25 protein-coding genes are annotated in these 23,091 nt (G+C 68.9%); 5 read left to right on the forward strand and 20 right to left on the reverse strand.

The genetic code is table 11. The features are described 5' to 3' along the window. Nucleotides 1-19: 19 nt before the first annotated feature. From arsH to B3Z70_RS05200, 5 genes are read right to left on the reverse strand one after another with little or no spacing between them, the layout of a single operon-like run. Nucleotides 20-799, reverse strand: coding sequence for an arsenical resistance protein ArsH (gene arsH / locus B3Z70_RS05180; RefSeq protein ID WP_292020411.1), 780 nt, complete (start codon nt 797-799; stop codon nt 20-22). Further along, nucleotides 799-1,215, reverse strand: coding sequence for an arsenic resistance N-acetyltransferase ArsN2 (gene arsN2, locus B3Z70_RS05185; protein ID WP_292020410.1), 417 nt, complete (start codon nt 1,213-1,215; stop codon nt 799-801). The genes arsH and arsN2 overlap by 1 nt, the downstream gene beginning before the upstream one ends. After that, complete coding sequence (gene arsB, locus B3Z70_RS05190) at nt 1,215-2,294, reverse strand: ACR3 family arsenite efflux transporter (protein WP_292020408.1); 1,080 nt, start codon at nt 2,292-2,294, stop codon at nt 1,215-1,217. Before arsB ends, arsN2 begins: the two co-directional genes overlap by 1 nt. Next, a complete protein-coding gene (arsC, locus tag B3Z70_RS05195) occupies nt 2,291-2,716 on the reverse strand; it encodes an arsenate reductase (glutaredoxin) (RefSeq protein WP_292020406.1) in 426 nt (141 codons plus the stop codon). Before arsC ends, arsB begins: the two co-directional genes overlap by 4 nt. Before the next feature lie 7 nt (nt 2,717-2,723). Next, complete coding sequence (locus B3Z70_RS05200; protein ID WP_174086283.1) at nt 2,724-3,059, reverse strand: ArsR/SmtB family transcription factor; 336 nt, start codon at nt 3,057-3,059, stop codon at nt 2,724-2,726. Nucleotides 3,060-3,195: 136 nt separating this feature from the next. Between B3Z70_RS05200 and B3Z70_RS05205 the strand changes: the two genes are divergently transcribed. After that, entirely contained in the window at nt 3,196-3,489 is a 294-nt protein-coding gene (locus B3Z70_RS05205) for a helix-turn-helix transcriptional regulator (protein ID WP_174086284.1), read from the forward strand. Here the strand turns inward: B3Z70_RS05205 and B3Z70_RS05210 are convergent. The 6 genes from B3Z70_RS05210 to guaB all read right to left on the reverse strand — a co-directional run bounded on the left by B3Z70_RS05210 (nt 3,443) and on the right by guaB (nt 10,417). Beyond that, on the reverse strand, nt 3,443-4,696 hold the full coding sequence (locus tag B3Z70_RS05210) for a tyrosine-type recombinase/integrase (protein WP_292020435.1): 1,254 nt from the start codon (nt 4,694-4,696) through the stop codon (nt 3,443-3,445). The genes B3Z70_RS05205 and B3Z70_RS05210 overlap by 47 nt on opposite strands. 291 nt (nt 4,697-4,987) lie before the next feature. After that, complete coding sequence (gene guaA, locus B3Z70_RS05215) at nt 4,988-6,550, reverse strand: glutamine-hydrolyzing GMP synthase (protein ID WP_292020404.1); 1,563 nt, start codon at nt 6,548-6,550, stop codon at nt 4,988-4,990. After that, nucleotides 6,547-7,254: a 5'-methylthioadenosine/S-adenosylhomocysteine nucleosidase gene (locus tag B3Z70_RS05220; protein WP_292020402.1), complete on the reverse strand. Its 708-nt coding sequence runs from the start codon at nt 7,252-7,254 to the stop codon at nt 6,547-6,549. Before B3Z70_RS05220 ends, guaA begins: the two co-directional genes overlap by 4 nt. Then, nucleotides 7,251-8,552 carry an RsmB/NOP family class I SAM-dependent RNA methyltransferase gene (locus tag B3Z70_RS05225; protein ID WP_292020400.1) on the reverse strand — a complete coding sequence of 434 codons (1,302 nt, stop codon included), beginning with the start codon at nt 8,550-8,552 and terminating at the stop codon, nt 7,251-7,253. Before B3Z70_RS05225 ends, B3Z70_RS05220 begins: the two co-directional genes overlap by 4 nt. Before the next feature lies 1 nt (nt 8,553). Next, nucleotides 8,554-8,955, reverse strand: coding sequence for an MAPEG family protein (locus B3Z70_RS05230; protein WP_292020398.1), 402 nt, complete (start codon nt 8,953-8,955; stop codon nt 8,554-8,556). 4 nt (nt 8,956-8,959) lie between these two features. Next, entirely contained in the window at nt 8,960-10,417 is a 1,458-nt protein-coding gene (gene guaB / locus B3Z70_RS05235; RefSeq protein ID WP_292020396.1) for an IMP dehydrogenase, read from the reverse strand. A 127-nt stretch (nt 10,418-10,544) separates the two neighbouring features. On the opposite strand from guaB, the gene B3Z70_RS05240 reads away from it, so the two are divergent. Next, nucleotides 10,545-11,081 carry a DUF2061 domain-containing protein gene (locus tag B3Z70_RS05240; protein ID WP_292020394.1) on the forward strand — a complete coding sequence of 179 codons (537 nt, stop codon included), beginning with the start codon at nt 10,545-10,547 and terminating at the stop codon, nt 11,079-11,081. On the opposite strand, the gene B3Z70_RS05245 is transcribed toward B3Z70_RS05240, so the two are convergent. Both B3Z70_RS05245 and B3Z70_RS05250 read right to left on the reverse strand, forming a co-directional pair. Continuing rightward, nucleotides 11,078-12,133 carry a DUF2332 domain-containing protein gene (locus B3Z70_RS05245; RefSeq protein ID WP_292020392.1) on the reverse strand — a complete coding sequence of 352 codons (1,056 nt, stop codon included), beginning with the start codon at nt 12,131-12,133 and terminating at the stop codon, nt 11,078-11,080. The two genes, B3Z70_RS05240 and B3Z70_RS05245, sit on opposite strands and share 4 nt — an antisense overlap. After that, on the reverse strand, nt 12,130-12,840 hold the full coding sequence (locus tag B3Z70_RS05250) for an RlmE family RNA methyltransferase (protein ID WP_292020390.1): 711 nt from the start codon (nt 12,838-12,840) through the stop codon (nt 12,130-12,132). Before B3Z70_RS05250 ends, B3Z70_RS05245 begins: the two co-directional genes overlap by 4 nt. A 72-nt stretch (nt 12,841-12,912) precedes the next feature. On the opposite strand from B3Z70_RS05250, the gene B3Z70_RS05255 reads away from it, so the two are divergent. The 3 genes from B3Z70_RS05255 (at nt 12,913) to B3Z70_RS05265 (ending at nt 15,598) form a co-directional block, all read left to right on the forward strand. Beyond that, complete coding sequence (locus tag B3Z70_RS05255; protein WP_292020389.1) at nt 12,913-13,374, forward strand: peptidylprolyl isomerase; 462 nt, start codon at nt 12,913-12,915, stop codon at nt 13,372-13,374. 72 nt (nt 13,375-13,446) lie between these two features. Beyond that, nucleotides 13,447-14,544 carry a glycosyltransferase gene (locus B3Z70_RS05260; protein WP_292044875.1) on the forward strand — a complete coding sequence of 366 codons (1,098 nt, stop codon included), beginning with the start codon at nt 13,447-13,449 and terminating at the stop codon, nt 14,542-14,544. Next, nucleotides 14,537-15,598 (forward strand): glycosyltransferase family 4 protein, encoded by a 1,062-nt coding sequence (locus B3Z70_RS05265; protein WP_292044877.1) that lies wholly within the window; start codon nt 14,537-14,539, stop codon nt 15,596-15,598. Before B3Z70_RS05260 ends, B3Z70_RS05265 begins: the two co-directional genes overlap by 8 nt. On the opposite strand, the gene B3Z70_RS05270 is transcribed toward B3Z70_RS05265, so the two are convergent. The 7 genes from B3Z70_RS05270 to B3Z70_RS05300 all read right to left on the reverse strand — a co-directional run bounded on the left by B3Z70_RS05270 (nt 15,538) and on the right by B3Z70_RS05300 (nt 22,809). After that, nucleotides 15,538-16,746, reverse strand: a complete 1,209-nt coding sequence (locus B3Z70_RS05270; RefSeq protein ID WP_292044880.1) for a glycosyltransferase — start codon at nt 16,744-16,746, stop codon at nt 15,538-15,540. The two genes, B3Z70_RS05265 and B3Z70_RS05270, sit on opposite strands and share 61 nt — an antisense overlap. Next, nucleotides 16,743-17,978 (reverse strand): O-antigen ligase family protein, encoded by a 1,236-nt coding sequence (locus B3Z70_RS05275; protein ID WP_292020340.1) that lies wholly within the window; start codon nt 17,976-17,978, stop codon nt 16,743-16,745. Before B3Z70_RS05275 ends, B3Z70_RS05270 begins: the two co-directional genes overlap by 4 nt. Beyond that, nucleotides 17,963-18,880 carry a glycosyltransferase gene (locus tag B3Z70_RS05280; RefSeq protein ID WP_292020339.1) on the reverse strand — a complete coding sequence of 306 codons (918 nt, stop codon included), beginning with the start codon at nt 18,878-18,880 and terminating at the stop codon, nt 17,963-17,965. Before B3Z70_RS05280 ends, B3Z70_RS05275 begins: the two co-directional genes overlap by 16 nt. After that, nucleotides 18,877-20,025, reverse strand: a complete 1,149-nt coding sequence (gene glf, locus B3Z70_RS05285) for a UDP-galactopyranose mutase (RefSeq protein ID WP_292020337.1) — start codon at nt 20,023-20,025, stop codon at nt 18,877-18,879. The genes B3Z70_RS05280 and glf overlap by 4 nt, the downstream gene beginning before the upstream one ends. Beyond that, the gene (locus B3Z70_RS05290) at nt 20,009-21,241 is read right to left on the reverse strand and encodes an oligosaccharide flippase family protein (protein WP_292020335.1); all 1,233 of its coding nucleotides are present in this window, start codon (nt 21,239-21,241) and stop codon (nt 20,009-20,011) included. The genes glf and B3Z70_RS05290 overlap by 17 nt, the downstream gene beginning before the upstream one ends. Nucleotides 21,242-21,359: 118 nt before the next feature. Continuing rightward, nucleotides 21,360-21,773, reverse strand: coding sequence for a DUF2177 family protein (locus tag B3Z70_RS05295; RefSeq protein WP_292020333.1), 414 nt, complete (start codon nt 21,771-21,773; stop codon nt 21,360-21,362). 10 nt (nt 21,774-21,783) lie between these two features. Further along, complete coding sequence (locus B3Z70_RS05300) at nt 21,784-22,809, reverse strand: SAM-dependent methyltransferase (RefSeq protein ID WP_292020331.1); 1,026 nt, start codon at nt 22,807-22,809, stop codon at nt 21,784-21,786. Between the last annotated feature and the right edge of the window lie 282 nt (nt 22,810-23,091).

Raw genomic sequence — 23,091 nt, forward strand, 5'->3', positions numbered from 1 at the left:
GAGCGCGCGTCTAACGCCGTCAGGTCGGCGTGGAAGGACTTTGCGGGACCTGCGGCTTGAAGGCGATGGCCGACAGATCCGTCGCGGCGTCGATCGCAAGCCCGGAGGCTCTACGCTCGGAGTAGCGGTCGACCAGCTGGACAGCGTGGGGCCGGGTCAGGATGGTGAAGCGCACCAGCTCCTCCATTACGTCGACGATCCGCTCGTAGTAGGCGGAGGGCTTCATCCGCCCGGCGTCGTCGAACTCCTGAAAGGCCTTGGCAACGCTCGACTGGTTGGGGATAGTGATCATCCGCATCCAGCGGCCGAGCAGGCGCAGGGTGTTGACGGCGTTGAAACTCTGGGACCCGCCGGAAACCTGCATGACGGCCAAGGTCCGCCCCTGAGTCGGGCGGACGCCGCCCATGCTGAGGGGCAGATGGTCGATCTGCAGCTTCATCAGGCCCGAGACCTGGCCATGCCGTTCGGGGCTGCACCAGACCATGCCTTCGGACCAGAGGGCATGCTCGCGCAGTTCGCGCACGGCCGGGTGGTCGTCGTCGCCCGGCGCCCCCGGAAGGGGCAGGTCCGACGGATCGAAGATGCGGGTTTCGCATCCCATCCACTGCAGCAGGCGGGCCGCCTCCTCGACGCAGAAGCGCGAGTAGGACCGTTCGCGCAGCGATCCGTACAGAAGCAGGATCCGGAGCGGAGGGTCGTGCGGCCCCAGACCGCGAGCAGGATCGACCGACAAATAGGCCTTGTCCAGGGCCGGCAGATGATCCGGATCAGGCAGCGCCCGCAGGCGGTCGAACGTCATCACAGGTCCTTGGTCAGATAGGCCGCCGATGCCGGGCACAGCCCCGCGAACTCGCGGGTCCGCCGGATCGCCTCCGGCGCCGTCTGGCGGTCCGCCGCCCGGTAGCCGTGCCGAGTGAAGAAGGGCTCGGCCGTGGTGGTGAGCAGATGAAGGCGTGCGCCGCCCAAGTCACCGGCGACGGTTTCGACGGCGGCCAGCATCCGGCTTCCGAGGCCACGCGCCTTCCGGTCGGCGAGCACCACCAGGGAGCGGAGCAGCAGGTCGCGCCCCTCCCCTTCAAGCCCGACGTAGCCGACGACGGCGCCGTCGTGATCGGCGCTGAAGTAGCGGCCGGCCTCAGGCGCGGGCAGGCCTTCGGCCCGCAGCGCGGCGATCAGGCCGACGTCGTGCGCCTCGATCAGATGCAGGACCACCATCACCCGGCGTCCGCCGGCGGAACGGTGTCGGGGAACCAGCGCCGGCCCATCCAGAGGGCGACCGACACCAGCAGGATCAGCACCGGCACCTCGACCAGCGGGCCGATGACGGCGGCGAAGGCGACCGGCGAGGCCAGGCCGAAGGCCGCGATGGCGACCGCGATGGCCAGCTCGAAATTGTTGGAGGCCGCGGTGAAGGCCAGGGCCGTGGTGCGCGGGTAGTCGGCCTCGCTCAGCTTGCCCATCAGGAAGCTGACGACGAACATGACGAGGAAGTAGATCGTCAGCGGAATGGCGATGCGCAGGGCGTCCAGCGGCAGGGCGACGACCTCTCCGCCCTTGAGGCTGAACATGGCCACGATGGTGAACAGCAGCGCGATCAGGGTGATCGGCCCGATGCGCGGAAGAAAGCGGCGCTCGTACCATTCGGCGCCCTTACGGGCGATCAGGCTGCGGCGGGTCAGGAAACCCGCCAGGAACGGCATGCCGAGATAGACCAGCACGGCTCCGGCGATGGTCCAGACGCGGACGTCCACCACGCTGCCCTGCAGGCCGAACAGCGGCGGCAGGACGGTGAGGAAGAGCCAGGCGTAGAGGCTGAAAAACAGGATCTGGAAGACCGAGTTGAAGGCCACGAGGCCGGCCACATACTGGTTGTCGCCGCGCGCCAGCTGGTTCCATACCAGCACCATGGCGATGCAGCGCGCCAGGCCGATCAGGATCACGCCGGTCATGTACTCCGGCTGATCGCGCAGGAAGATCACCGCCAGGACGAACATCAGCACCGGCCCGAGAACCCAGTTCTGGATCAGGGACAGGGCCAGGACCCGCTTGTCGACGAACACGCGCGGCAAGGCCTCATAGCGGACCTTTGCCAGCGGCGGGTACATCATCAGGATCAGGCCGATGGCGATCGGGATGTTGGTGGTCCCGACCGAGAGGCTGTCGACCCAGGCGGGCAAGCCCGGCACGACGGTTCCGAGCAGGACGCCCAGCGCCATGGCGGCGAAGATCCATAGCGTCAGCCAGCGGTCGAGGAACGACAGGCGGCGCGGCGAAGCGGCGGGTGCGTCGGTCATCGCGTCACCCGCCGGCCGTCGGCGTCGATGACGACCTCCCCGTCTTCCTTGGTGAAGGGCTTCAGGTTCTCGGCCGGCAGCAGGTCCAGCACGGCCTCCGATGGGCGGCAGAGGCCCACGCCCAGGGGACTTACGACGATCGGACGGTTGAGCAGGATCGGATGGGCCTCGATCGCATCGAGCAGCTGCTCATCAGTCAGGTCGGGGTTCTCGAGACCCAACTCGGCGAAGGGCGTGCCCTTCTCCCGCAGCAAGTCGCGCAGCGGGGCGCCCGTGCGCTCCGCCAGCCAGGCGATCAGGGCGCGCGTCGGCGGGGTCTTTAGATACTCGACTACGTGAGGCTCGATCCCGACGTGCCGGATCAGCTCGAGAGCGTTGCGAGACGTCCCGCAGGCGGGGTTGTGATAGATGATGATGTCCATGTTGTCCTCAGGGGCGACAGGGCGCGAGTTCGGCCAGCAAGGGCTCGCACAGGTCCGCCCGGCCCCCGCAGCAGTCCTTGAGCAGGAACAGGACGAGGTCGCGAAGCCGGTCCAGATCGGCCCGGTAGATGATCGATCGACTGCGACGCTCCGACTTGATCAGTCCCGCCCGGGTCAGGACGCCGAGATGGGACGACAGCGTGTTCGCCGGAATGGCCAAATGGTTAGAGATGTCACCAGCCGGCAGACCGTCGGGCTCGTGGCGGACCAATAGGCGAAACGCCTCCAGCCGCGTTGACTGCGCCAAGGCGGCCAGGGCGAGAATCGAAGCTTCGGTTTCCATTATTCCATATTAGTCGAATTATGGAAATATTCAAGTCGCGTGTCCCGGGAGTTGCGCAAGCCTACGGTGGAGAGGGTACGGCTAGGCCCGTCGGACTCTTTCGAGTTCGATTCTTCGCAGCAAAGCGGAGATTACGATGGCCCAGACCACCCCACCCCTGCGGCGCACGATCAAGAAGCCCGAACTGCACCAGATGGTGCCGCTCGCCGACAGCACCATCTGGGAGATGGAGCGCCGCGGCGAATTCCCGAAGCGGTTCCTCCTGACGCCCCGCTGCGTGGTCTGGGACCTGGCCGAGGTCGAGGCCTGGCTGGAGCGGCGCCGTAACCAGCCGATCCGGCGCGCGCCCCCGCCCGACGTCCGCCGGCGCGTCAGCCGACCGGTCAGAACTTCGGATCGAAGCGAGGCCCCTCTCCCTCCGGCACACTGAGCACCGGCGTGAACGTCCGCCCGGCCTCCCACGCCTCGACCGCGTCCGACCACTGCTGCGCCATGTGCCGCCGCTGCATTTCGAACTCCGCCTTGTTGTACACGCCCCGGGACGACCGTTCCTCGTGGGCCAGGCCTTTCTCGATCCAGTCGGAGTTGAAGCCCATTTCGTGCAGCAGTGTCGAGGCCGTCCGCCGCAGGTCGTGCACTGTGAACGGCTCCAGAGGCAGTCCTCGCTTCTTCGCCAACTCGGCGATGGCGGAGGTCACGCGATTGAAGGTCGCCCGCGACATCGGCGCGTCCGCGTCGTAGCGCGACGGCAGGATGTATCTGGAGTTCCCCGCGCAGGTCTTCAGGGCGATCAGGATGTCGAGCATCTGGGTCGACAGATAGACGTTGTGGGGCCGGGAGCGTTTCATCCGCGCCGCGGGGATCGACCAGACGGCGTTCTCGAAATCCACCTCCGGCCAGACGCCGTCCTGCAGCTCGCTCTTTCGCACCATGCTGAGCAGGATAAACTTCAGCCCGAGGCGGATCGTCGGCAGGGTCGCCACCTCACCGAGGAGGCCGAGCATGATGCGGATCTCGCTGGGCGACAGACTGCGGTCGCGCGGCCGGAAGGTCGCGATCGATGCAGGCCCGACGCCGTCCGCCGGATTGTCGATCTTCTCGCCGTGCAGGATGGCCCAGGCGTAGATCTGTTTGACGATATCGCGGACGTGGATCGCCGTCGCCGGCGCGCCGCGATCGACGATGGTCTTGCAGTGGGCCCGGATGTCGTCCGGGGTGATCTCGCTGAGCAGGCGGTTTCGCCACTGCGGCAGCACCTCGCGATTGAAGATCGACCGGCGCATGTTCCGCGTGCTGTCCGCCATCGGGGCGGTGTCCATCCAGCGCTGGGCGACATGCTCGAAGCTGCGCGCCTCTTTCAGACGACGCTTGGCGCGCTGCTTCTCCAGAGCGGGCGAGACGCCCTCCGCGATGGTCCGCTTGACCTCGAACAGGCGCTCCCGAGCCTGCGACAAGCTCAGACCACCCCGACCGTATCGGCCAAGCGTCAGCGTCTCCCGCCGACCGTTGAAGCGATAGTCGTAGCGGAACGAGATCGCGCCGCCCGGCGAGATGTAGGCGTACAAGCCGTCCCTGTCGGTACTCTTGTAAGGCTTTGATTTTGGTTTCAAATTCTTCAGGGCGGCGTCGGTAAGCACGGTAAAATCTCCTCGCACCGGACAGGGTCGGAATTCGGGGGTTCGAGGTCGATATTTCTCAATCTTTCCAGCACCCTGTGCGAAAAGAATACCGTCATCGGCTCGCCGTGGTCCTGACGGTATGAGCCGGTTTCCATGGGAGCAACGGGACGCGATACCGTCAGACAGGTCGGCATCACGAAAAAAAAGACCCTCCGAAAGGCTTCGAAGGGTCTCGACAGAATTCACTTTTACGTCAGTGCCTTACGGATCAAATCGGAAGCGTTCTCGAAAGCTCCCGAAGGGCCCGAATTATTCCCACTCGATCGTGCCCGGCGGCTTCGACGTCACGTCGTACACGACGCGGTTGACGCCGCGGACTTCGTTGATGATGCGGGTGGCGGTTTTGGCCAGGACGTCCCAGGGGAATTGGTAGAAGTCGGCGGTCATGCCGTCGGTGGAGGTGACGGCGCGCAGGGCCAGGACCTTTTCGTAGGTGCGGGCGTCGCCCATGACGCCGACGGTCTTGACCGGCAAGAGGACGGCGAAGGCCTGCCAGATGTCGTCGTAGAGGCCGGCCTTGCGGATTTCGTCCAGATAGATGGCGTCGGCGTCCTGAAGCGTGGCGACGGCGTCGGGGGTGATCTCGCCGGGGATACGGATGGCCAGGCCGGGTCCCGGGAACGGGTGGCGGCCGACGAAGGCGTCGGTCAGGCCCAGTTCGCGGCCCAGGGCGCGAACCTCGTCCTTGAACAGTTCGCGCAAGGGCTCGACCAGTTTCAGCTTCATATAGTCGGGCAGGCCGCCGACATTGTGGTGGCTCTTGATCACGTGGGCCTTGCCGCTGGACGAGGAGACGCTTTCGATCACATCGGGATAGAGAGTGCCCTGAGCCAGGAATTCGGCGCCCTCGATCTTGGCGGACTCGCGGTCGAACACCTCGATGAACAGGCGGCCGATGGTCTTGCGCTTGGTCTCCGGGTCCGAAATCCCGGCCAGTTCGCCCAGAAATTCCTTCGACGCATCAACATGAACCAGCGGGATATTGTAGTGTTCTCGGAAGAGGGTCGTGACCTGGGTCGCCTCGTCCTTGCGCAGCAGGCCGGTGTCCACGAAGACGCAGGTCAGCTGGTCGCCGATCGCCTCGTGAATCAGAACGGCGGCGACCGAGGAGTCCACGCCGCCCGACAGGCCGCAGATCACCTTGGCGTCGCCGACCTGTTCGCGGATCTGGGCGATCTTTTCGTCGCGATATGCGGCCATGGTCCAGTCGCCCTTTAACCCCGCGATGCCGTGGGTGAAGTTCTTCAGCATCTGGTGGCCGCGCGGGGTGTGCATCACCTCCGGGTGAAACTGCACGCCATAGAAGCGGCGGGCCTCGTCGGCGATCACCGCATAGGGGGAACCGTCCGAAGAGGCGACGACGTCGAAACCTTCGGGGATGGCGACGATCTTGTCGCCATGGCTCATCCAGACGGTTTCCTCCTCGCCGACCGGGGCCAGACCGGCCAGCAGGGGCGAGGCCTTTTCGACCGTGATCTCGGCGCGGCCGAACTCGCGGGTGTGGCCGCCCTCGACCTTGCCGCCCAGCTGTTCGCACAGGGTCATCTCGCCGTAGCAGATGCCCAGCACCGGCACGCCCGCCTCGAACACGCCCTGCGGCGCGCGGGGACTGCCTTCCTCGTGAACGCTTTCCGGCCCGCCCGACAGGATGATGGCCGCCGGGTTCATCGCGGCCAGGGCGGCCTCGGCCTTCTGGAACGGGTGGATCTCGCAATAGACGCTGGCCTCGCGCAGGCGGCGCGCGATCAGCTGCGTCACCTGGCTGCCGAAATCGACGATGAGGACCTTTTGGTGGTCTTGCGGCGTGGTCATGGCGTGATCGAATCCGGGGCGGGAAGTTGCGCGGGGTCTTGGCCGGGTAAGGCCGAAAGTTCAAGGGCGGCGAGGCCGTCGGCCTCAAGCACCGCGATCAGGCGATCCAGCGCGATGGCCATATTCCGGTCGACGTGATCCAGGGTGGAGGTCCAGTCCTCCAGCGCCTTCAGCTCGGCGCGGCCGTCCGATACGCCGCGCAGGGCGATCAGCGGCAGGCCGAACGTCTGGGCGGCGCGGACCAGGGCCCAGGTCTCCATGTCCACCATCTCGGCGTCGATGGCGTCATAGGCGGCGCCGGACACGACGTTGGCGCCGGTCGACAGGCGCGCGACCGGCACGCCGGGGATGGGGCACGGCAGGGGCAGGACCGCAGGCTGGGACAGCAGAGGCGTCACGCCCTTGGGAAAGCCCAGCGGACTGGCGTCCATGTCGCGATAGGCGACCGATGAGGCCTGATAGACGACGGCGTGCTCCAGCACCCGCGATCCGCACGACCCCAGCGACACGATCAGTTCCGGCAGGTCGCCCGCCGCCTCCAGCCGCGCCAGGGCGGTGCTCAGCACCACCGCCGCCTCGACAGGACCGATGCCGGTCATCAGGGGCTGGATGCGGGCGCGCAGGTCTTCGCCGTATTCGGCCGGGGCCGCCATGACGCACAGGACCGAGACGTCGCCGTATCGCTCCTGGCGTCCCGTCCTCACGCGGTGCGCTCGTAAACGGCGGCGAAGAAGCCGTCGGTGTCGGCCGAGGCCGGCGACAGTCGCAGGCGCGCGCCGTCAACCAGTTCGGCGAACTTCGCGCGCACCGCATCGGTCAGTTGACCGGCCGCCAGAAGCTCGGCGACGGCGACCGGACGGAACTCGCTGTTGGCGGCCTCAAAGGCGTCCACGCTGGCCTCGTTCTCACGCGCCAGCATCGAGCAGGTGACATAGACCAGACGCCCGCCCGGCTTCACCAGCTTGGCCGCCTGACCCAGGATGCGGACCTGCAGGCCGTGCAGTTTCTCGACCTCTTCCGCCGTCAGACGCCAGGCGTCCTCGGGGCGGCGGCGCCAGGTGCCGGAACCCGAACAGGGCGCATCGACGAAGACCAGATCGGCCTGACCGTTCAGGTCTTCCAGACCGCCGCCGTTCTGACCGATCAGGACCAGATCGGCCTCGACGCCCGCGCGTTGCAGACGGGGGCGGATGTTCTCAAGACGCTTGTTCACGACATCGGAGGCCACCAGCTTGCCCTGCCCGCCCATGGCCTGGGCCAGACCCAGGGTCTTGCCGCCGCCGCCCGCGCAGTAGTCCACCACCGTCGCGCCCGGTTCGGCGCCCGCCAGCCAGCAGACGACCTGGCTGCCTTCGTCCTGAATCTCGAACTTGCCGGCCTTGAAGCCTTCCAGCGCCTGGATGTTGGGCGGCGGCTCGGACGGCACGCGCAGACCCCATTCGGACCAGGGCGTGCGCGACACGTCCAGACCGGCCTCGCGCAGTTCGGTCTCGACCTCTTGCACCGTCGCGACGGCGCCGTTGACGCGCAGGTCGATGGGCGCGCGGGGCGCCATCAGGGCGTGGGCTTCCCCGGCCCAGCGCTCGCCGAAGACAGCCTTGAAATCCTCGACCACGAACTCGGGCAGACCGGCGGCGACCCAGCCGGGCAGTTCGCCCTGCCCGGCCGTGATGCGGCTGCGCTCCTGTTTCGACAGCGGACGCGGGCCATAACCGTCGCCCGAATGCAGCGCCTCGATCTCTTCCAGCGGCAGGCCGTCGATGGCGTGCAGCGAGCCGATCACCAGGGCGCGCCCATCCTCGCGTCCGCCCATGATCCACGACAGGCGGCCGCGCGCGCGCAGCACCTTATAGACCCGGTCGGCGATGGCGCGGCGGTCCTTGGACCCGGCGTAGCGGTTGGCGGTCCCCCAGGCCTTCATGACGGCCTCGGCCGGTTGGCGGCCCTGGGCGATGGAATCCAGAACGGAGGCGGCGGCGGCGAGACGGGCGGCTGGGGTCAAGTCAGGCTTTCAGGAAAAACAGGGACGCCAGCACCATGACCAGTCCCGCAAGCGAGACTAGCCAGACCAGCGACCGTACATAGGGAACGCCAAAGGCGTAGAGCGGCACATAGACGACGCGCGCGCAGAAATAGAGCGCCGTGCCCCACAGTGTCAGGGGGCTTTCCGCCCCGATCACATGGGCGATCAGCACGGCGCCGATGAACAGCGGCAGGGTCTCATACAGATTGGCCTGGGCGCGTTCCAGACGGCCGGTCAGCGGGCGCGTCGCAGTCGGCGTCGTGTCGCGCGCGCCCGCATTCCATTTCGAACCGAACTCGACCGTCCGCGCCCCTGCCGGCAGGAAGACCTGCACCAGCGCCAGGATCAGCGTCAGGGCCAGATAGGTCAGTTCGGTCGTCATGGCCTCAACCCTGTCTGTAGTTCGGCGCCTCGCGCGTGATCATCACGTCGTGGACATGGCTTTCCCGCAGGCCCGCGCCGGTGATGCGCACGAAGCGCGCGCGCTCCTGGAAGTCGGTGATCGTGCCGGCGCCAACATAGCCCATGGAGGCGCGAAGCCCGCCGACCAGCTGGTGCAGCACCGGGGCGATCGGCCCCTTGTAGGCGGTCTGGCCCTCGATGCCCTCGGGCACCAGCTTCTCGGACGACACTTCCTTCTGGAAATAGCGGTCGGCCGAGCCGCGCGCCATCGCCCCGACCGAACCCATGCCGCGATACGACTTGTAGCTGCGCCCCTGATACAGGAAGACCTCGCCGGGGCTTTCGTCGGTGCCGGCGAACATTGAGCCCATCATGGCCACATTGGCGCCGGCCGCGATGGCCTTGGCCAGGTCGCCCGAATATTTGATGCCGCCGTCGGCGATGACCGAGGCGCCCGTGCCCCGCGCGGCGCGCGCCGCATCCATCACCGCCGTCAGCTGCGGCACGCCCACGCCCGCGACGATGCGGGTGGTGCAGATGCTGCCCGGACCGATGCCCACCTTCACCGCATCGGCGCCCGCGTCGATCAGGGCGCGCGTCGCGTCATAGGTGGCCACGTTGCCGGCGATGACCTGCAGGCGGTTGGACTCGCGCTTGATCCGCTCCACCACCTGGGCGACCGAGGCCGAATGGCCGTGGGCGGTGTCGATCACCACCACGTCCACGCCCGCCTCCGCCAGCGCCATGGCCCGCTCGTAGCCGGCGTCGCCGACGGTCGAGGCGGCGCCGACCAGCAGGCGGCCCTGCTCGTCCTTGGCGGCGGTCGGGAAGGCCTGGGCCTTCTCGATGTCCTTCATGGTGATCAGGCCGACCGCGCGGTAATCCTCGTCCACCACGATGACCCGCTCGATCTTGCGGGTCCGCAGCAGTTCGCGCGCCTCTTCGCGGCCGGCGCCCTCGCGCACCGTGATCAGGTCGCCCGTGGTCATCAGCGAGGCCGCCGTGACGTTCAGGTCGCTCTCGAACCGCATGTCCCGGTGGGTCAGCATCCCGACCAGTTTTCCGGTCGCCGGATCGACGACGGGGAAGCCGGTGATCTTCTTGGCCTCGACGATCTGGCGCACCTCGCCCAGCGTCGTCTGCGGGCCGACCGTCACCGGATTGACCACCATCCCGCTCTCATAGCGTTTGACGGCGCGGACCTGATCGGCCTGCTCCTCGATGGTCATGTTGCGGTGCAGAACCCCCAGGCCGCCGGACTGGGCCATGGCGATGGCCAGGCGGCTTTCCGTCACCGTGTCCATGGCGGACGACAGCAGCGGGATGTTCAGTCTGATGTCGCGCGTCAGCTGGGTCGAGACATCGACCATCGCCGGCATGAACTCGGACGGGCCGGGTTCCAGCAAAACATCGTCGAAGGTCAGTCCTTCGCGTATCTCCATAGGGAGTCTCCGTTTTGCGGGCCGCGTATAACGGGATGCGGGGGGGCGGGGCAAGGGTCTTGCCGCTTATGACCGCGATAGATTTTATTGCTTTGCAACCGTAACGGCGGCTCACCATTCTGATCGCATGGTGGGCGTGATCCTCAGCACGGCGCGGAAACTGGCGATGAAGATCGCCAGCTATGGGCTGATGCACCTGGTGGTGGCGATACTGACGGCCTTCGTCATCACCCGCGACTGGCGCATCGCCCTGGCCGTCGGGGTGGTCGAGCCGATCTTCCAGACCCTGGCCTATTCCATCCACGACCGCGTCTGGCACCGGATCGAACGACGTCGCCTGGCCTCGGGCTTGGAAGAGGCGACCGAGGCCGTCGCCGCCCGTCTGGACGTCATGTCGCCGGACGAACAGGCGCGCGTCCACGATCATGCGGGCCACACCCACGCCCTGCCCCGCTCGTTCCGGCAGATCGCGATGAAGACGCTGACCTACGGCGTCATGCATTTCACCGTGGCCGTCACCGTCGCCTTCGCCCTGACCCACGACATCCGCACGGCCCTGGCCATCGGGATGATCGAGCCGCTGGTGCAGACGGTCTTCTTCACCCTGCACGACCGCATCTGGTCCCGGATCGAAGCCCGACGCGCCCAGGTGGCCACGGCCTAACCCCTCCAGTCGATCTCGGCCCCATGCGGCTGGCAGATCGCCAGGCGCCGCGTCTCACCGCCGGGCCAGACCGTCAAATCCAGCGCCGGTCTCCGGTCCACGCCGCCAGACGCCGCCTCGAAGCTCAGCCAGGCCAGTGGCGCATCCTGCCGCGCACGGGCGCCGACCTGGGCCAGATGATCGCGGATCCGCGCCTGCCCCTCGGGCGGAAAATACTGATAGGCGATGGTGTGCATCACCACCCGGCACACGCCCGGTTCCGGCGCGACCGCCAGCGTCGCCTCCAGCCAGTCGGCGGCGTCGGCCCGGTCGATGGGCGGCGGATCGACGGCCGCCAAGTCCAGCGCCGCCTCCAGCCGCGCCAACCGCTCGCGCTGATCCGCCCAAACATAGGCGGCCAGCCGCTCGCGCGTCGCCGGATCGCGCACGTCAAGCGGATTGCGATCCACGCCGGCCCGCTGCGCGATCTCGACCTCGGTCCTCGGCGGCGAGGCGCCGGTCCAGGTCGGCGCCAGCCGCACCGGCGACCCCGTCCTTCCCGCCTCGGTGTCGCCCAGACGATAGGCATAGCGATCCAGCACGGTGTTCAGCCCCGCGCTGGCGCCCAGTTCGTACAGGGCGAACGACAGGCCGAACCTCTCGGCCAGCACCAGCAGACCCGCCATCAAGGCCGCCGACCGGCCCACCTCATTGGTCTGAGGCGGTCCGTCCAGCCAGGAGGACAAGAAGTGCGCCTGTTCGATCAGAACGCGCTCCACGACGGCCCACGCCAAACCGTCGTCTGGCGCCGGATGTGGCGGATAGAGCGCCGACAGCGCCGCGTCCTGTCCTGACCGAGCCAAGGCGTGCAGCCCGCCCATCAATCGCAGCGGCAGGGCGTCGCCCTGGTGCGACGGGACGCCGATCCACCCCAGCACCCGCCGCCCGATTTCGCCATCGGCCGTCAGCCGCTCCCCGACCAGCCGACAAACCCGCCCGGTGAAGGGCGCGCCCGCTGCGGTGCAGATCACCGCCTGGTCCGCGAACGCCTGCCGGACCGCCGCCTCGCTCATCGCTTGTTCAGCGCCACCAGGAAGACCTCGGCGCTGTCCTTACGGCTGGACGCCGGCTTGACGTATTTCACCGTCTCGAACTCCTCGCGCAGCCGCGCCAGAACCCCGCCGGCGTCGCCGCCCTGGAAGTTCTTGGACACGAAGTTGCCGCCCGGCCTCAGGGTGCGGATGGCGAAATCGGCGGCGATTTCGATCAGGGCGATGATCTTCAGGTGGTCCGTCTGGCGGTGGCCCACGGTGTTGTGCGCCATGTCCGACAGCACCAGATCAGGCGCTCCGCCGACAGCGTCCAGCAGTTGCTGATCCACGCCCGGATGGGTGAAGTCGGCCTGGATGATCGTCGCGCCAGGCACGGGCTCGATCATCAGCAGGTCGACGCCCGCCACCGCCGCCGCGCCGCGATCGACCGCGACCTGCAGCCAGCCGCCCGGCGCCGCGCCCAGGTCGATGACCCGTGACCCGCGCTTGATCAGCCGGAACTTGTCGTCGATCTCGATCAGCTTGAAGGCCGCGCGCGACCGCCAGCCCTCGGCCCGCGCCTTCTCGGACCATTTGTCCGACAGCTGGCGCTTGATCCACTGCTGGCTGGACATCGACTTGGTGTCGGCCGTCTTCATTTTCGTGCCCATGCCGCGCCCTGCGGCGGTCCCGCCCGTGGGGGGACGCACCATCCGTCGGCGCTCTTGGGGCTTTTCGTCTTCGCTCATCGTTCCCACATAGCCCCGACCGGCGTTGCGGGCTATGTCCCGCCTCAAATCAACCCCAAGAGGACGACCGAAATGGCCGACACCCTGACCTTCACCCTGGACACCGGCGACGGCGAAGCCCGCGACGTGGTCATCAAGCTGCGCCCCGACCTGGCCCCCGGCCACGTCGCCCGCATCACCGAACTGGCCTCGGAAGGCTTCTATGACGGCGTGGTCTTCCACCGCGTGATCCCCGGCTTCATGGCCCAGGGCGGCGATCCGACCGGCACCGGCACCTCGGGCTCGACCAAGCCGAACCTGAAGCAGGAGTTCTCGGCCGAGCCGCACGTGCGCGGCGTCTGCTCGATGGCCCGCACCTCGGACCCCAACAGCGCCAACTCGCAGTTCTTCATCGTCTTCGACGACGCCACCTTCCTGGATCGCCAGTACACCGTCTGGGGCCAGGTCGAATCGGGCATGGAACACGTCGACGCCCTGCCCAAGGGCGAGCCGCCGCGCACCCCCGGCAAGATCGTCAAGGCGACGGTCAACTAGGAATACAATCTTGACGTTTTCCGACGATGGCTTGCAGTTGCGAAACTGATCCATCGTCGGGGGACGGCTGGCGTGCGTATTCTCCAGGTCATCGAGCCGTCCGGCGGCGGCTCGGGACGTCACGTCGTCGATCTGAGCGCCGCCCTGATCGACACCGGCCATTCGGTCGCCCTCGCCTATTCGCCTCTGCGGGCCGAACCGCGTTTCGAGGCCGAGGTCGCGGCCCTGCGTTTCACCGCCGTCGAACGCCTGGCTATGCGCCGCGCGATCGGTCCCTGGGACATTTCGGCGCTCAAGGCGCTGAACCGGCTGATCGCCCGATTGGGCCCTTTCGAAATCCTGCACGGCCACAGCGCCAAGGCCGGTGCCCTGGTGCGTCTGGCCCACGCGCCGGGCGCCGCCAAAATCTACACACCCCACGCCCTGCCGATGATGGGCGACGCCGGCGTGGCCAGGGTCGCGGCCGGCGTCGCGGAATGGGCGCTGGCCCACGCAGCGACCGACGCGGTCATCGCCGTCTCGACCGAGGAGGCCGCCGTCGCCCGCCGATGGGGCTTGCCGAAGGACCGCTTGCACGTCGTGTCCAATGGTCTGGCCGCCCCGCCCGGGCCCGACCGCGCCGCCGCCCGCCGAACCCTGGGCGCGCCGGATGACGCCCTGATCGTGGGCTTCGTGGGCCGCCTGTGTCGCCAGAAGGATCCGCTGCGCTTCGCCAGGGCCGTGCGGCTGGCCAGACAGTCCAACCCCCGCCTTCTGGGCGTCATGATCGGACAGGGCGATCTGGCGGCCGCGGTGGCGAGCGAGGGCGCCGCGGCCGTGCGCCTGCTGGGCCAGGCGGACGCGCACGAAATGATGGCGGGCTTCGACCTGTTCGCCCTGACCAGCCGCTACGAAGCCGACGCCTACGCCCTGATCGAGGCCGCCGCGCTGGGCCTGCCCATCGTCGCGACCGAGGTCGGCGGAACCGGCCGTCTGATGGCGGCCGGCGCGCGGATCGACCGCCTGCCCGTGGATGCGCCCGCCGAAGACCTGGCCCAGGCGATGCTGGCCGCCCTGGCCCGCCCGCCCAGGCTCTGCGCGGCGGCGCCCCTGCCCTCGGCCGCGCAGATGGCGGCGCAGACGGCGGACATCTATCGCCAAGCCTTCCAGCGGCGCCGCCTGGGTGACTGAGCCCATCCTGATAAACGGGCGGTTCCTGACCCAGCCCCTCAGCGGCGTACAGCGCTACGCCCGCGAGATCGTCCGCGCCCTGGACCGCCTGCCGCACGCCGGCCTTCGCTACCGGCTGATGATCCCCAGCGGCGCCGATGCCCTGCCTCTGGATCGGATTCCGACGTCCCGCCTGTCCGGCCCCGGCGGCCATATGTGGGAGCAGGTTCGCCTGGCGGACGCCGCCCGCAATCATCGCCTGCTGTCCCTGTGCGGCGCCGGGCCGGTCGGGCATTCGCGTCAGTTGGTGGTGATCCACGACGCCGCCGTCTTCCGCCGCCCCGACCTGTTCAAACCCCGCTACGCCCTGGCGCACCGGATTCTGGATCGACGGCTGGCCAGGCGCGCGCGGCTGGCCACCGTCTCGCGGTTTTCGCAGGGCGAGCTGGCGGCCGTGCTGAACCTGGCGCCCGACGCCATCGCCGTGGCGCCGAACAGCGCCGATCATCTTCGGGACATCCCGCCGGACACGGACATTCTGCGCGCGCTGAACCTGGCCGGACGCCGCTACTTCGTCGCCGTCGGCAATCTGACGCCGAACAAGAACCTTGCCGTCGCGGCCCGCGCCCTGGCCCGTCCTCCCGATCCAGACCTGCGGCTGGTGCTGGTAGGCGCGCATCTGACCGGCGTGACCAGGGCGTCGCTTATGCCCGACGACCCGCGCATCGTCATGGCCGGTCGCCGCACGGACCCCGAGGTCGCCGCCCTGCTGCGCGGCGCGGCGGGGCTGGTCTTCCCCAGCCTGTACGAAGGCTTCGGCATCCCGCCGCTGGAGGCCATGGTTCAGGGCTGCCCCGTGATCGCCTCCGACATCCCGGCGACCAGGGAGGTCTGCGCCGACGCCGCCCTCTATTTCGGCCCGACCGACGACGCAGCGTTAGCCGACCGGATGCGGACGCTGCTGAACGGCCCGCACCCCGCGCGTCTCGAAACGGGCCGACGCCGCGCCGACGCCTACAGCTGGTCCCGTTCGGCCGCCGTCCTCGACGCCCTTCTGGACAGCGCCTGGTCATAGATCGCCAGATGGGCCTTCACCACCGCCGCCTGGGTCCAGCGCGGCGGGCGCGATGCGGCGAACCGCCAGCGTTCGGGCTCGACAATCGCCGCCTGCATCGCCCGCGCCAGGGCCGCGACATCGCCGGCTTCGACCAGCGCCAGGGCGCCCGCCCCTTCCGCCGCCTCGGGCAGGCCGCCGATGCGCGAGGCGATCACGCCCCGCCCCTGCTGCACCGCCTCCGCCGCCGCCCGCCCGAACGGTTCGGCCCACACCGCCGGCGCGACCAGCACATCCGCCATCGGCCAGAAATCGACGGCGTCGACCTTCCCCAGCCAGGCGATGCGCGGATCGGGAAACCCGGCCCGCAGCCGCGCCACATAGGCCGGATCGCCGCGCCCCGCGATCCTCAGCCGCCAGTCGCCTTTCAACCGCGTCGTCGCGCGCAGCAGGGTTTCGATCCCCTTTTCCGGCTCGATCCGCCCCAGAAAGCCGAAGGTCAATCTCGGCTCCTCCACCCAGGCCGGCCGCCGCGTCGGCGCCGTCAGGGGCGCCGCATTGCCGATGACCGAACCGGCCCCAGGCCGAAAATAGCCGGCGCTCCGATGCGCCTCCAGAACCGGGCCGCTCAGCCCGATCACATGATCGACCCCTTGCGACCACGCCCGTTTGCCCGCCGTCAGAAGGACACACGATGCGCACCGCCGCGTGCAGCGCCGGCCCCGCCGAAACATCGACGCCCGCGCGCACATCATCGACCAGTCCCGCAGCGTCTGCACCAGCGGCAGGCCCCGCCGCGCCGCCGCCCGATGGACGGACTGGGAAAACCCGGTCGTCAGATGCAGATGGATCAGATCGGGCCGAACCTGCTCGACCACCCGGTCCACCCCGCCGTCCATCAGCGGATTGGCCGCCTCCAGCCCATGCCACAGCGCCCGTTTCGCCGCCGCGCGGGTCTGGCCGCCATAGGGCCAATAGAGGTTCTTCAGCCGCCGCCGATGGATGGCGACGCCCCGGACCGTCTGCTCGACGATATCGCTGGGCGACAGCGTCAGCACCGCCGTCTCGACGCCCGCCGCGGCCAGACCCTCGGCCAGTTGCGCCACGCTGCGTTCGGCCCCGCCGACATCCTCTGGCGGATACAGGGTGTTGACGATCAGCACCCTCATGGCGGCGTCGCCCTGCGCCAGGCCAGGGCCGCGACCAGGCAACACAGAAAGACGAACCCCGCCCCTTGCGTCAGGTCCTCAGCGAACATCGCCACAATCAGATAGGCCGACAGCGGCGTGAAGACATCCATCCGCGCCGCCGAAACCAGATGCAGCACCAGAAGCGCGACCGCCGCCCCCGCCCCCACTGTCCGCGCCATGAACAGATAGCCGTTGTGACTGACCGACAGGGCGCGATCGGCGCCCATCTCGTTGGCCGTCGTCCAGCCCGCGCCCCAAGGCCGGTCCGCCACCTGATCCAGGGTCCGCCGCCAGGTCTCGACCCGCCCGGCCAGATTGTCCGTCAGCGCCGCCCGGTCGAACCGCTCGGCGAAGCGCGCGTCGTCCAGATCGGCGCCGCCTTGCAGCGTCAGCACACCCGCCGCGACGACGCACAGCGCCAGCACCGCGCCCAGGACATTGAACCGCTCGCGCCATCGCCGACCGACCGCGATCCGGGCCAGCCAGGCGACGCCCGCCGCCGCCAGACCCGCCCGCGACAGCGCGCCCACGAACCCCAGCAAAGCCAGACAGACTCCGACCCAGGTCGCGACGCCCCGCGTCCACCGCCCGCGCGCCAGGGCGATCCCCGCCGGAACCGCCAGACCGATCATGGCCATGGCGGCGTTCGGATGTTCGGCCAGGGTGGTGATCCGCACCTGGGCCGCTACGGTCGTGACCATGGCGCGCGGCGAGGCCAGCCCGACCGCCTGCAACGCCTCGCGCCCGACCAATAACGACAGCCCCGACGTCGCCACATGAACCGCCGCGCCCGCCAGCACCGCCCCAAAGAACAGCCGCCGACACGCCGCATCCCGCACCAGCATCCCCGCGACCGGCGGCGCGACCAGACTGCTGGCGATCCAGCGAAACCAAAAGGCGGCGTCGCCCGCGTCGAACCGCGCCCCGACCGCCGACTGCTGGACCAACAGCGTGACCGTCAGGACGAAGGCGGCGATCCAGCCTATCGCCCGCAGCGGCGGCGTCATCCGCCTGAACTCGATCACCGCCATCGGCAGGGCCGCCGACAGCGCCAGATCGCCCAGGCGCGGCCCGCTGAGCTGTCCCGGCGTCAGGAACAGGGGCGCCGTAACCCCCAGCCCCAGCAGGCCCAGACACGTCCGCCCATAGGCCGCCCTGACCTGCGACCACCGCAGGCCGCGCGCCCGCCCGGCCGCTACGACCCCGTGCAAAACTCGACCTCGGGATTAAAGCGCGCGCCGTCCAGAACGCCTGCGGCCAGCACCCCCGCCTTCCTCCATCGCCCCTTCAGCGCCAGCCCGCCCGCCATCCGCAGCCGCGACGCAGCATAGCGCAGCGCCGATCCCGCCCCCTCGTGCCGCCGCTTGGCCAGGATGACGTTGCGGGTCAGATAGCGGTGCAGCCGCTCGCGCTCAGCGTCCGGCTCGGTCTCGATGCTCAACCGTCCGGGCGCGGCGCGGACGTGAACCACCCGGCTGGCGGCCGCCAGATGCCCCGGCCCGTCGCGCGACAGCCGCAGCGTATATTCCGTATCGTCGCCCCAGACGAACATCGGCGCCAGCGGCAGGCCGTGCTGCGCGACCGCCGCCCGCCCGACCATCAGGGATACGAAAGTCGCCTGCCGCACCGGGATCAGCCCCCGGTCCAGACGCTCGCCCCAGGCCGGATAGCCCAGAGCGTTCTCCCGCCGGTCGATCTCGGGCGTGTTGGTCAGATGGCCTTCCGGCGAGCGGACGCTGGAGCACAGGAAGGCGGGCGCCGCGCCATCGCCGGCCAGCGACGCTTCCGCCGCCAGCAACGCCTCCAGCGCGTCGGGCGCCGCCAACACATCGTCGTCCATCAGCCACAGCCTTTCCGCCCCCGCCTCCATGGCCGCGCGAATCCCGGCGTTGAACCCGCCCGCCCCGCCGGTGTTGGTCGCCATCCGCACCACCGTCGCCCGTCCCGCCCAGGCGTCGGCCAGCATTTCGGCGGTGCCGTCGTCGCTGGCGTTGTCCACCACGATCAGGCCGTCGCACGGCCGCGTCTGGGCCATCAGATGCGCCAGACACCGTTCAAGCAGGACGCGCCGGTTCCACGTCACCACCACGGCGAAGACGGCAGGCGATCTCATGCCGCCATCCCCGCCACGGCCGGCGCCAGGGCCTTGTCGACCAGGCTCAGGGCCCGCCCCACCGCCTGATCCATGTTGTAATAGCGGAAGTCGGCCAGCCGCCCCGCGAACCAAACCTTGCCCGCCAGCGTCCGCGCCATCGCCCGATAGTCGTCCGCCAGCCGTCCCGACGCCTCGGACAGGACCGGATAGTGGGGCTCGGTCACGCCGGGCTCATGAGCCAGCGGATATTCGGTGACGAGGGCGGTCGTCGGGCCCGCCTCGCCCGTCAGGTGGCGGAAATCGGTGACGCGGGTGAAGTCGGGTGCCTGTGGATGGTTGACCGTCCCGACCGGCAGACCTTCGCGAACATCCACCGCACAATGCGCGAACCGGACGCTGCGATAGGGCAAGGCGCCCGCCGACCGCCCGAAATAGTCGTCCAGCGGCCCGCAATAGACCATCCGGTCCCACGTCGTCGGCTCGACCTCCGTCATCGCCGTATTCAGCGACACATGGATGTTCGGATGGTCCAGCAGCCGCACGAACAGGGCCGAATAGCCGTCGCGCGGCATGGCCTGGCATCGGTCGGTGAAATAGCGGTCGTCCTCACCCACCACCACCGGCACCCGGGCCAGAACGGAGGCGTCCAGTTCCCCGACCGGCACGCCCCATTGTCTGGCCGAATACGGGGCGAAGACCTTTTCGAACACATAGTCGGCGATGCGCCGTAGATCGGGATCGTCCGCCGCCGCCCTCAGGTCGTGGATGTTCGGCCGGGCGTCGCGGCTGAACGCCTGCACCATCCGCTCGGACAATCTCGCCGCCGTCGTCTCCGGGAACAGCAGCCGCAGGGACGTCAGATTGAACGGCAACGGAACCAGCCGCCCGTCGATCCATCCCCGCACCCGATGCTCATAGGGTCGCCAGGCCGTGAACCGGCTCAGATAATCGAAGATCCGCGCGCTGTTGGTGTGAAAGACGTGCGGGCCATAGGGGTGGATCAGCCGCCCGCCCTCGTCGCGGCGATCATGGGCGTTGCCCCCGACATGGTCGCGCCGGTCGATCACCAGCACGCGCTGATCCAGGCCGCGCGCCAGCCGTTCGGCCACCACCGCCCCGGTAAAGCCCGCCCCGACCACCAGCCAGTCATACCGCCGCGACATGACGGCTCCGTGCGGGAAACAGCGCGCCCCAGTGGCGTTTCAGGCAGACCGCGCAGATCAGCACGACCACCGCCTCGCCCGCGATCCTGGCCCAGGCCATGCCGGTCGCGCCGAACGCCGGAGCCAGCGCCCACGCCGCCCCCAGGGTCGCCGCGCAACCCGCCGCCGTCATCGCCGCGAACCGGCCGTCCATCCTGAGCGAGGTCATCAGATGCAGGCCCAGCACCTGGCTGACCGCCACCAGAGGCAGGGTCGCGGCCAGCAGCCGCAGGGTCGGCTCCGCCTCCATGAAGGCCGCACCGAACAATCCGCGCACCAGGATCGGCGCCCCCGCCGTCAGGCCGATCCAGACGGCCGTCGCCGCCACGAAGACGCTGGCCAGCGTCCATCTGGCGGTGCGAAAGGCCGCGACCGGATCATGGGTCAGCAGGCCGGCGATCCGGGGCGCGATCACCCCCGCCAGCGGCCGCATCAGCGACCCGGCGGCCGAAACCACCCGATCCGCGACCCCATACAGCGCCGCCTGCGCCGGTCCGGCCAGGGCGGCGACCGCCAACACCCCCGCCCCCGTATAGGCCGCGATCACCGCGCGACTGAGAAACAGTGGCGCGCCGTCCCTCAACGCCCCCACTATCGACGCCCATGACGGACGCCCGATCCACTCCCGCCGCCAGACCCGCACGGCCCCGACCGCCGCCCCGCCCCAGACGCCCGCCGCTTGTATCGCCAGCGTCCCGGCCACACCCAGCCCCGGCCACGCCAGAATGGCCAGGGCAGCCGCCAGCATGAAACCGACCTCCAGCATCGCCATCGGCGCCGGGTCGCGGATGCCCTGAAAATACCACAGCAGGCCGACGCCCTGCCCCACGCCCAACACGATCGCCATGGCCGTCGCCCCCGCCCCCACTCCCAGCGCCGGTGTCAAGCTCGACAGCCCCAAGCCCACGCCGATGGCGGGCAGGATCAGCAACCCTCGCAAGGCGACCGCCTCTCCGACGATCCGTCCACGGTCAGCACGGCAGGCCGCGATATCGCGCGGACCGGAAACCGACAGGCCGTAATCGACGATGACCGACACGATCAGCGCCAGCGACAGACCCGCCGCATAGACGCCGAACCCCTCGACCCCCAGCCGTCGCGTCAGAACCGGATAGATCAGCAGCGGCGCGGCGTAGCGGGCGATGTGGGCGACATACAGCCAACCGGCGTCGGCCACGCGCCGCGCAGACAGCCCTCGCCGCCGGTTCCACCCCACCTGTCGCCCCCGACGCTCAACCCTGGCGCGACGTTACACACGCACGGCGCAGGCCCGCAAGGGCGAGCGAACTCTGGGTTCAGCCGAACCGGCCCTCGGCCCAGCGCGCTGCGAAATAGCCGCCGGTCGCCGACGTCGCGGTCAGCACCGTGCCCCACATCAGGTCGATGACCGTCAGCCTGGTCTGCCACACCGCCAGCGTCGCCTGGTTGGTCAGGTCATAGGTGGCGTAGGCCACGAACCCCAGCACCGCCCCGTTCAACGCCGCCCGCGTCCAGTTGCCGTCCTTCAGCGCGGGCGCGATGGCCAGAAAGACGGTCCCGGCGATGGAGATCAGATAGAACAGCACCGCCGCCTTCATGTCCGGCTTGTCCGCCATGATCGGCCCCAGCACGGGCCGATACAATCGGTCGGTCATGGTCGTCAGCCAGACGAAGTCGATGGCCGCGAACGTCAGTCCCGCCCCGAGGTATGCCGCGACATATTTGATCATGCTCGTCTCCTCAGACGGGTTTCAGTCGGTAATGGCTGACCGCCCAGGTCCGCCCGTCGTCGTTGCCGAACAGGCCGGCCGTCGCCAGGTAGAACCGCCGCCAGCGACGGGTCCACAGCCTGGCGTCGTCGCCATAGGTCTGGCGCATCAACACCGCGATCCGCGGGGCGTTCCGATCCATATTGGCCAGCCAGTCGTTGGCGGTCCGGGCGTAGTGGCCGCCGTTCCAGGTCCATTCCTGCTCCACCGCGAACAGGTCGGGGAACTGCCGGATCAGGCCGTGGCTGGGCATGACGCCGCCGGTGAAGAAGTGCTGGGCGATGAAGTCGCCGCTGTCGGTGTGGTCGAACCGATAGGGGGCGTCGCGATGGGTGAAGACGTGGATGAACATCCGCCCGTCGTCCTTCAGCCAGCCCCGCGCCTTGGTCAGCAGCGCGCGCCAGTTGGCCATATGTTCGAACATCTCCACCGAGACGATGCGGTCGAACCGCTGTTCGGTCTCGAAGGCGTTCATGTCGCGGGTGATGACGGTCAGATTGGTCAGGCCCCGCGTCGCCGCCTGGGCCTCGATATGGCCGCGCTGACCGTGGCTGTTCGACACCGCCGTGATCTTCGCATTGGGGTATGCCTCCGCCATCCACAGCGACAGCGAACCCCAGCCGCAGCCCATCTCCAGGATCGTCTGACCGTCGCTCAGGTCGGCATGGGCGCAGGTCTCGGCCAGCGCCGCTTCCTCCGCCTGATCCAGGGTTTCCGCGCCGGTCGGATACAGGCAGCAGGAATATTTCAGCCGCTCGCCCAGGCACAGCTGAAAGAACTCGGGCGGCAGTTCGTAATGCTGTTCGTTGGCCGCATCCGTATGTTCGGCGATGGCGCGCTGAGCCATGTCGCGGGCGAACGCCGCCTCGTCGTGCGGGCCGTCGCGATCCAGCCGCTTCCTGGCCTCCGTCACCAGACTGTCGATCGCCGGACGGGTGATGAAATCGGGAAAGGGCGCGTCCTGAAGCTGGCGAATGGCGACGTTGGTCAGGTTCATCGGGCGTCCTTGGCGATCAGGCGAAGCTTGCAGGTCTCAGGGAATACGCCGCCCCGCCCCCGGCGGATGCCTCCGCTCTTGAACACGGCGCCCGCGATGCCGACATCCGGTCCGAAGCGGCGCGATTTCGAACGAAGTGCACACTTTGCACCCTGTTTTTTCCGACGCCGATGGGGGGAATTCTGGACGAAGCGCACCCATTGCACCCTGTTTTTCGCAAGGGTGCGTCTGAAAATCGCGACGCCCTATCCACGCCGCGACTTGCCCCCCGCCCGCCCCCGC

It is taken from the genome of Brevundimonas sp. UBA6550 (assembly GCF_002434505.1).
Lineage (GTDB): Bacteria > Pseudomonadota > Alphaproteobacteria > Caulobacterales > Caulobacteraceae > Brevundimonas.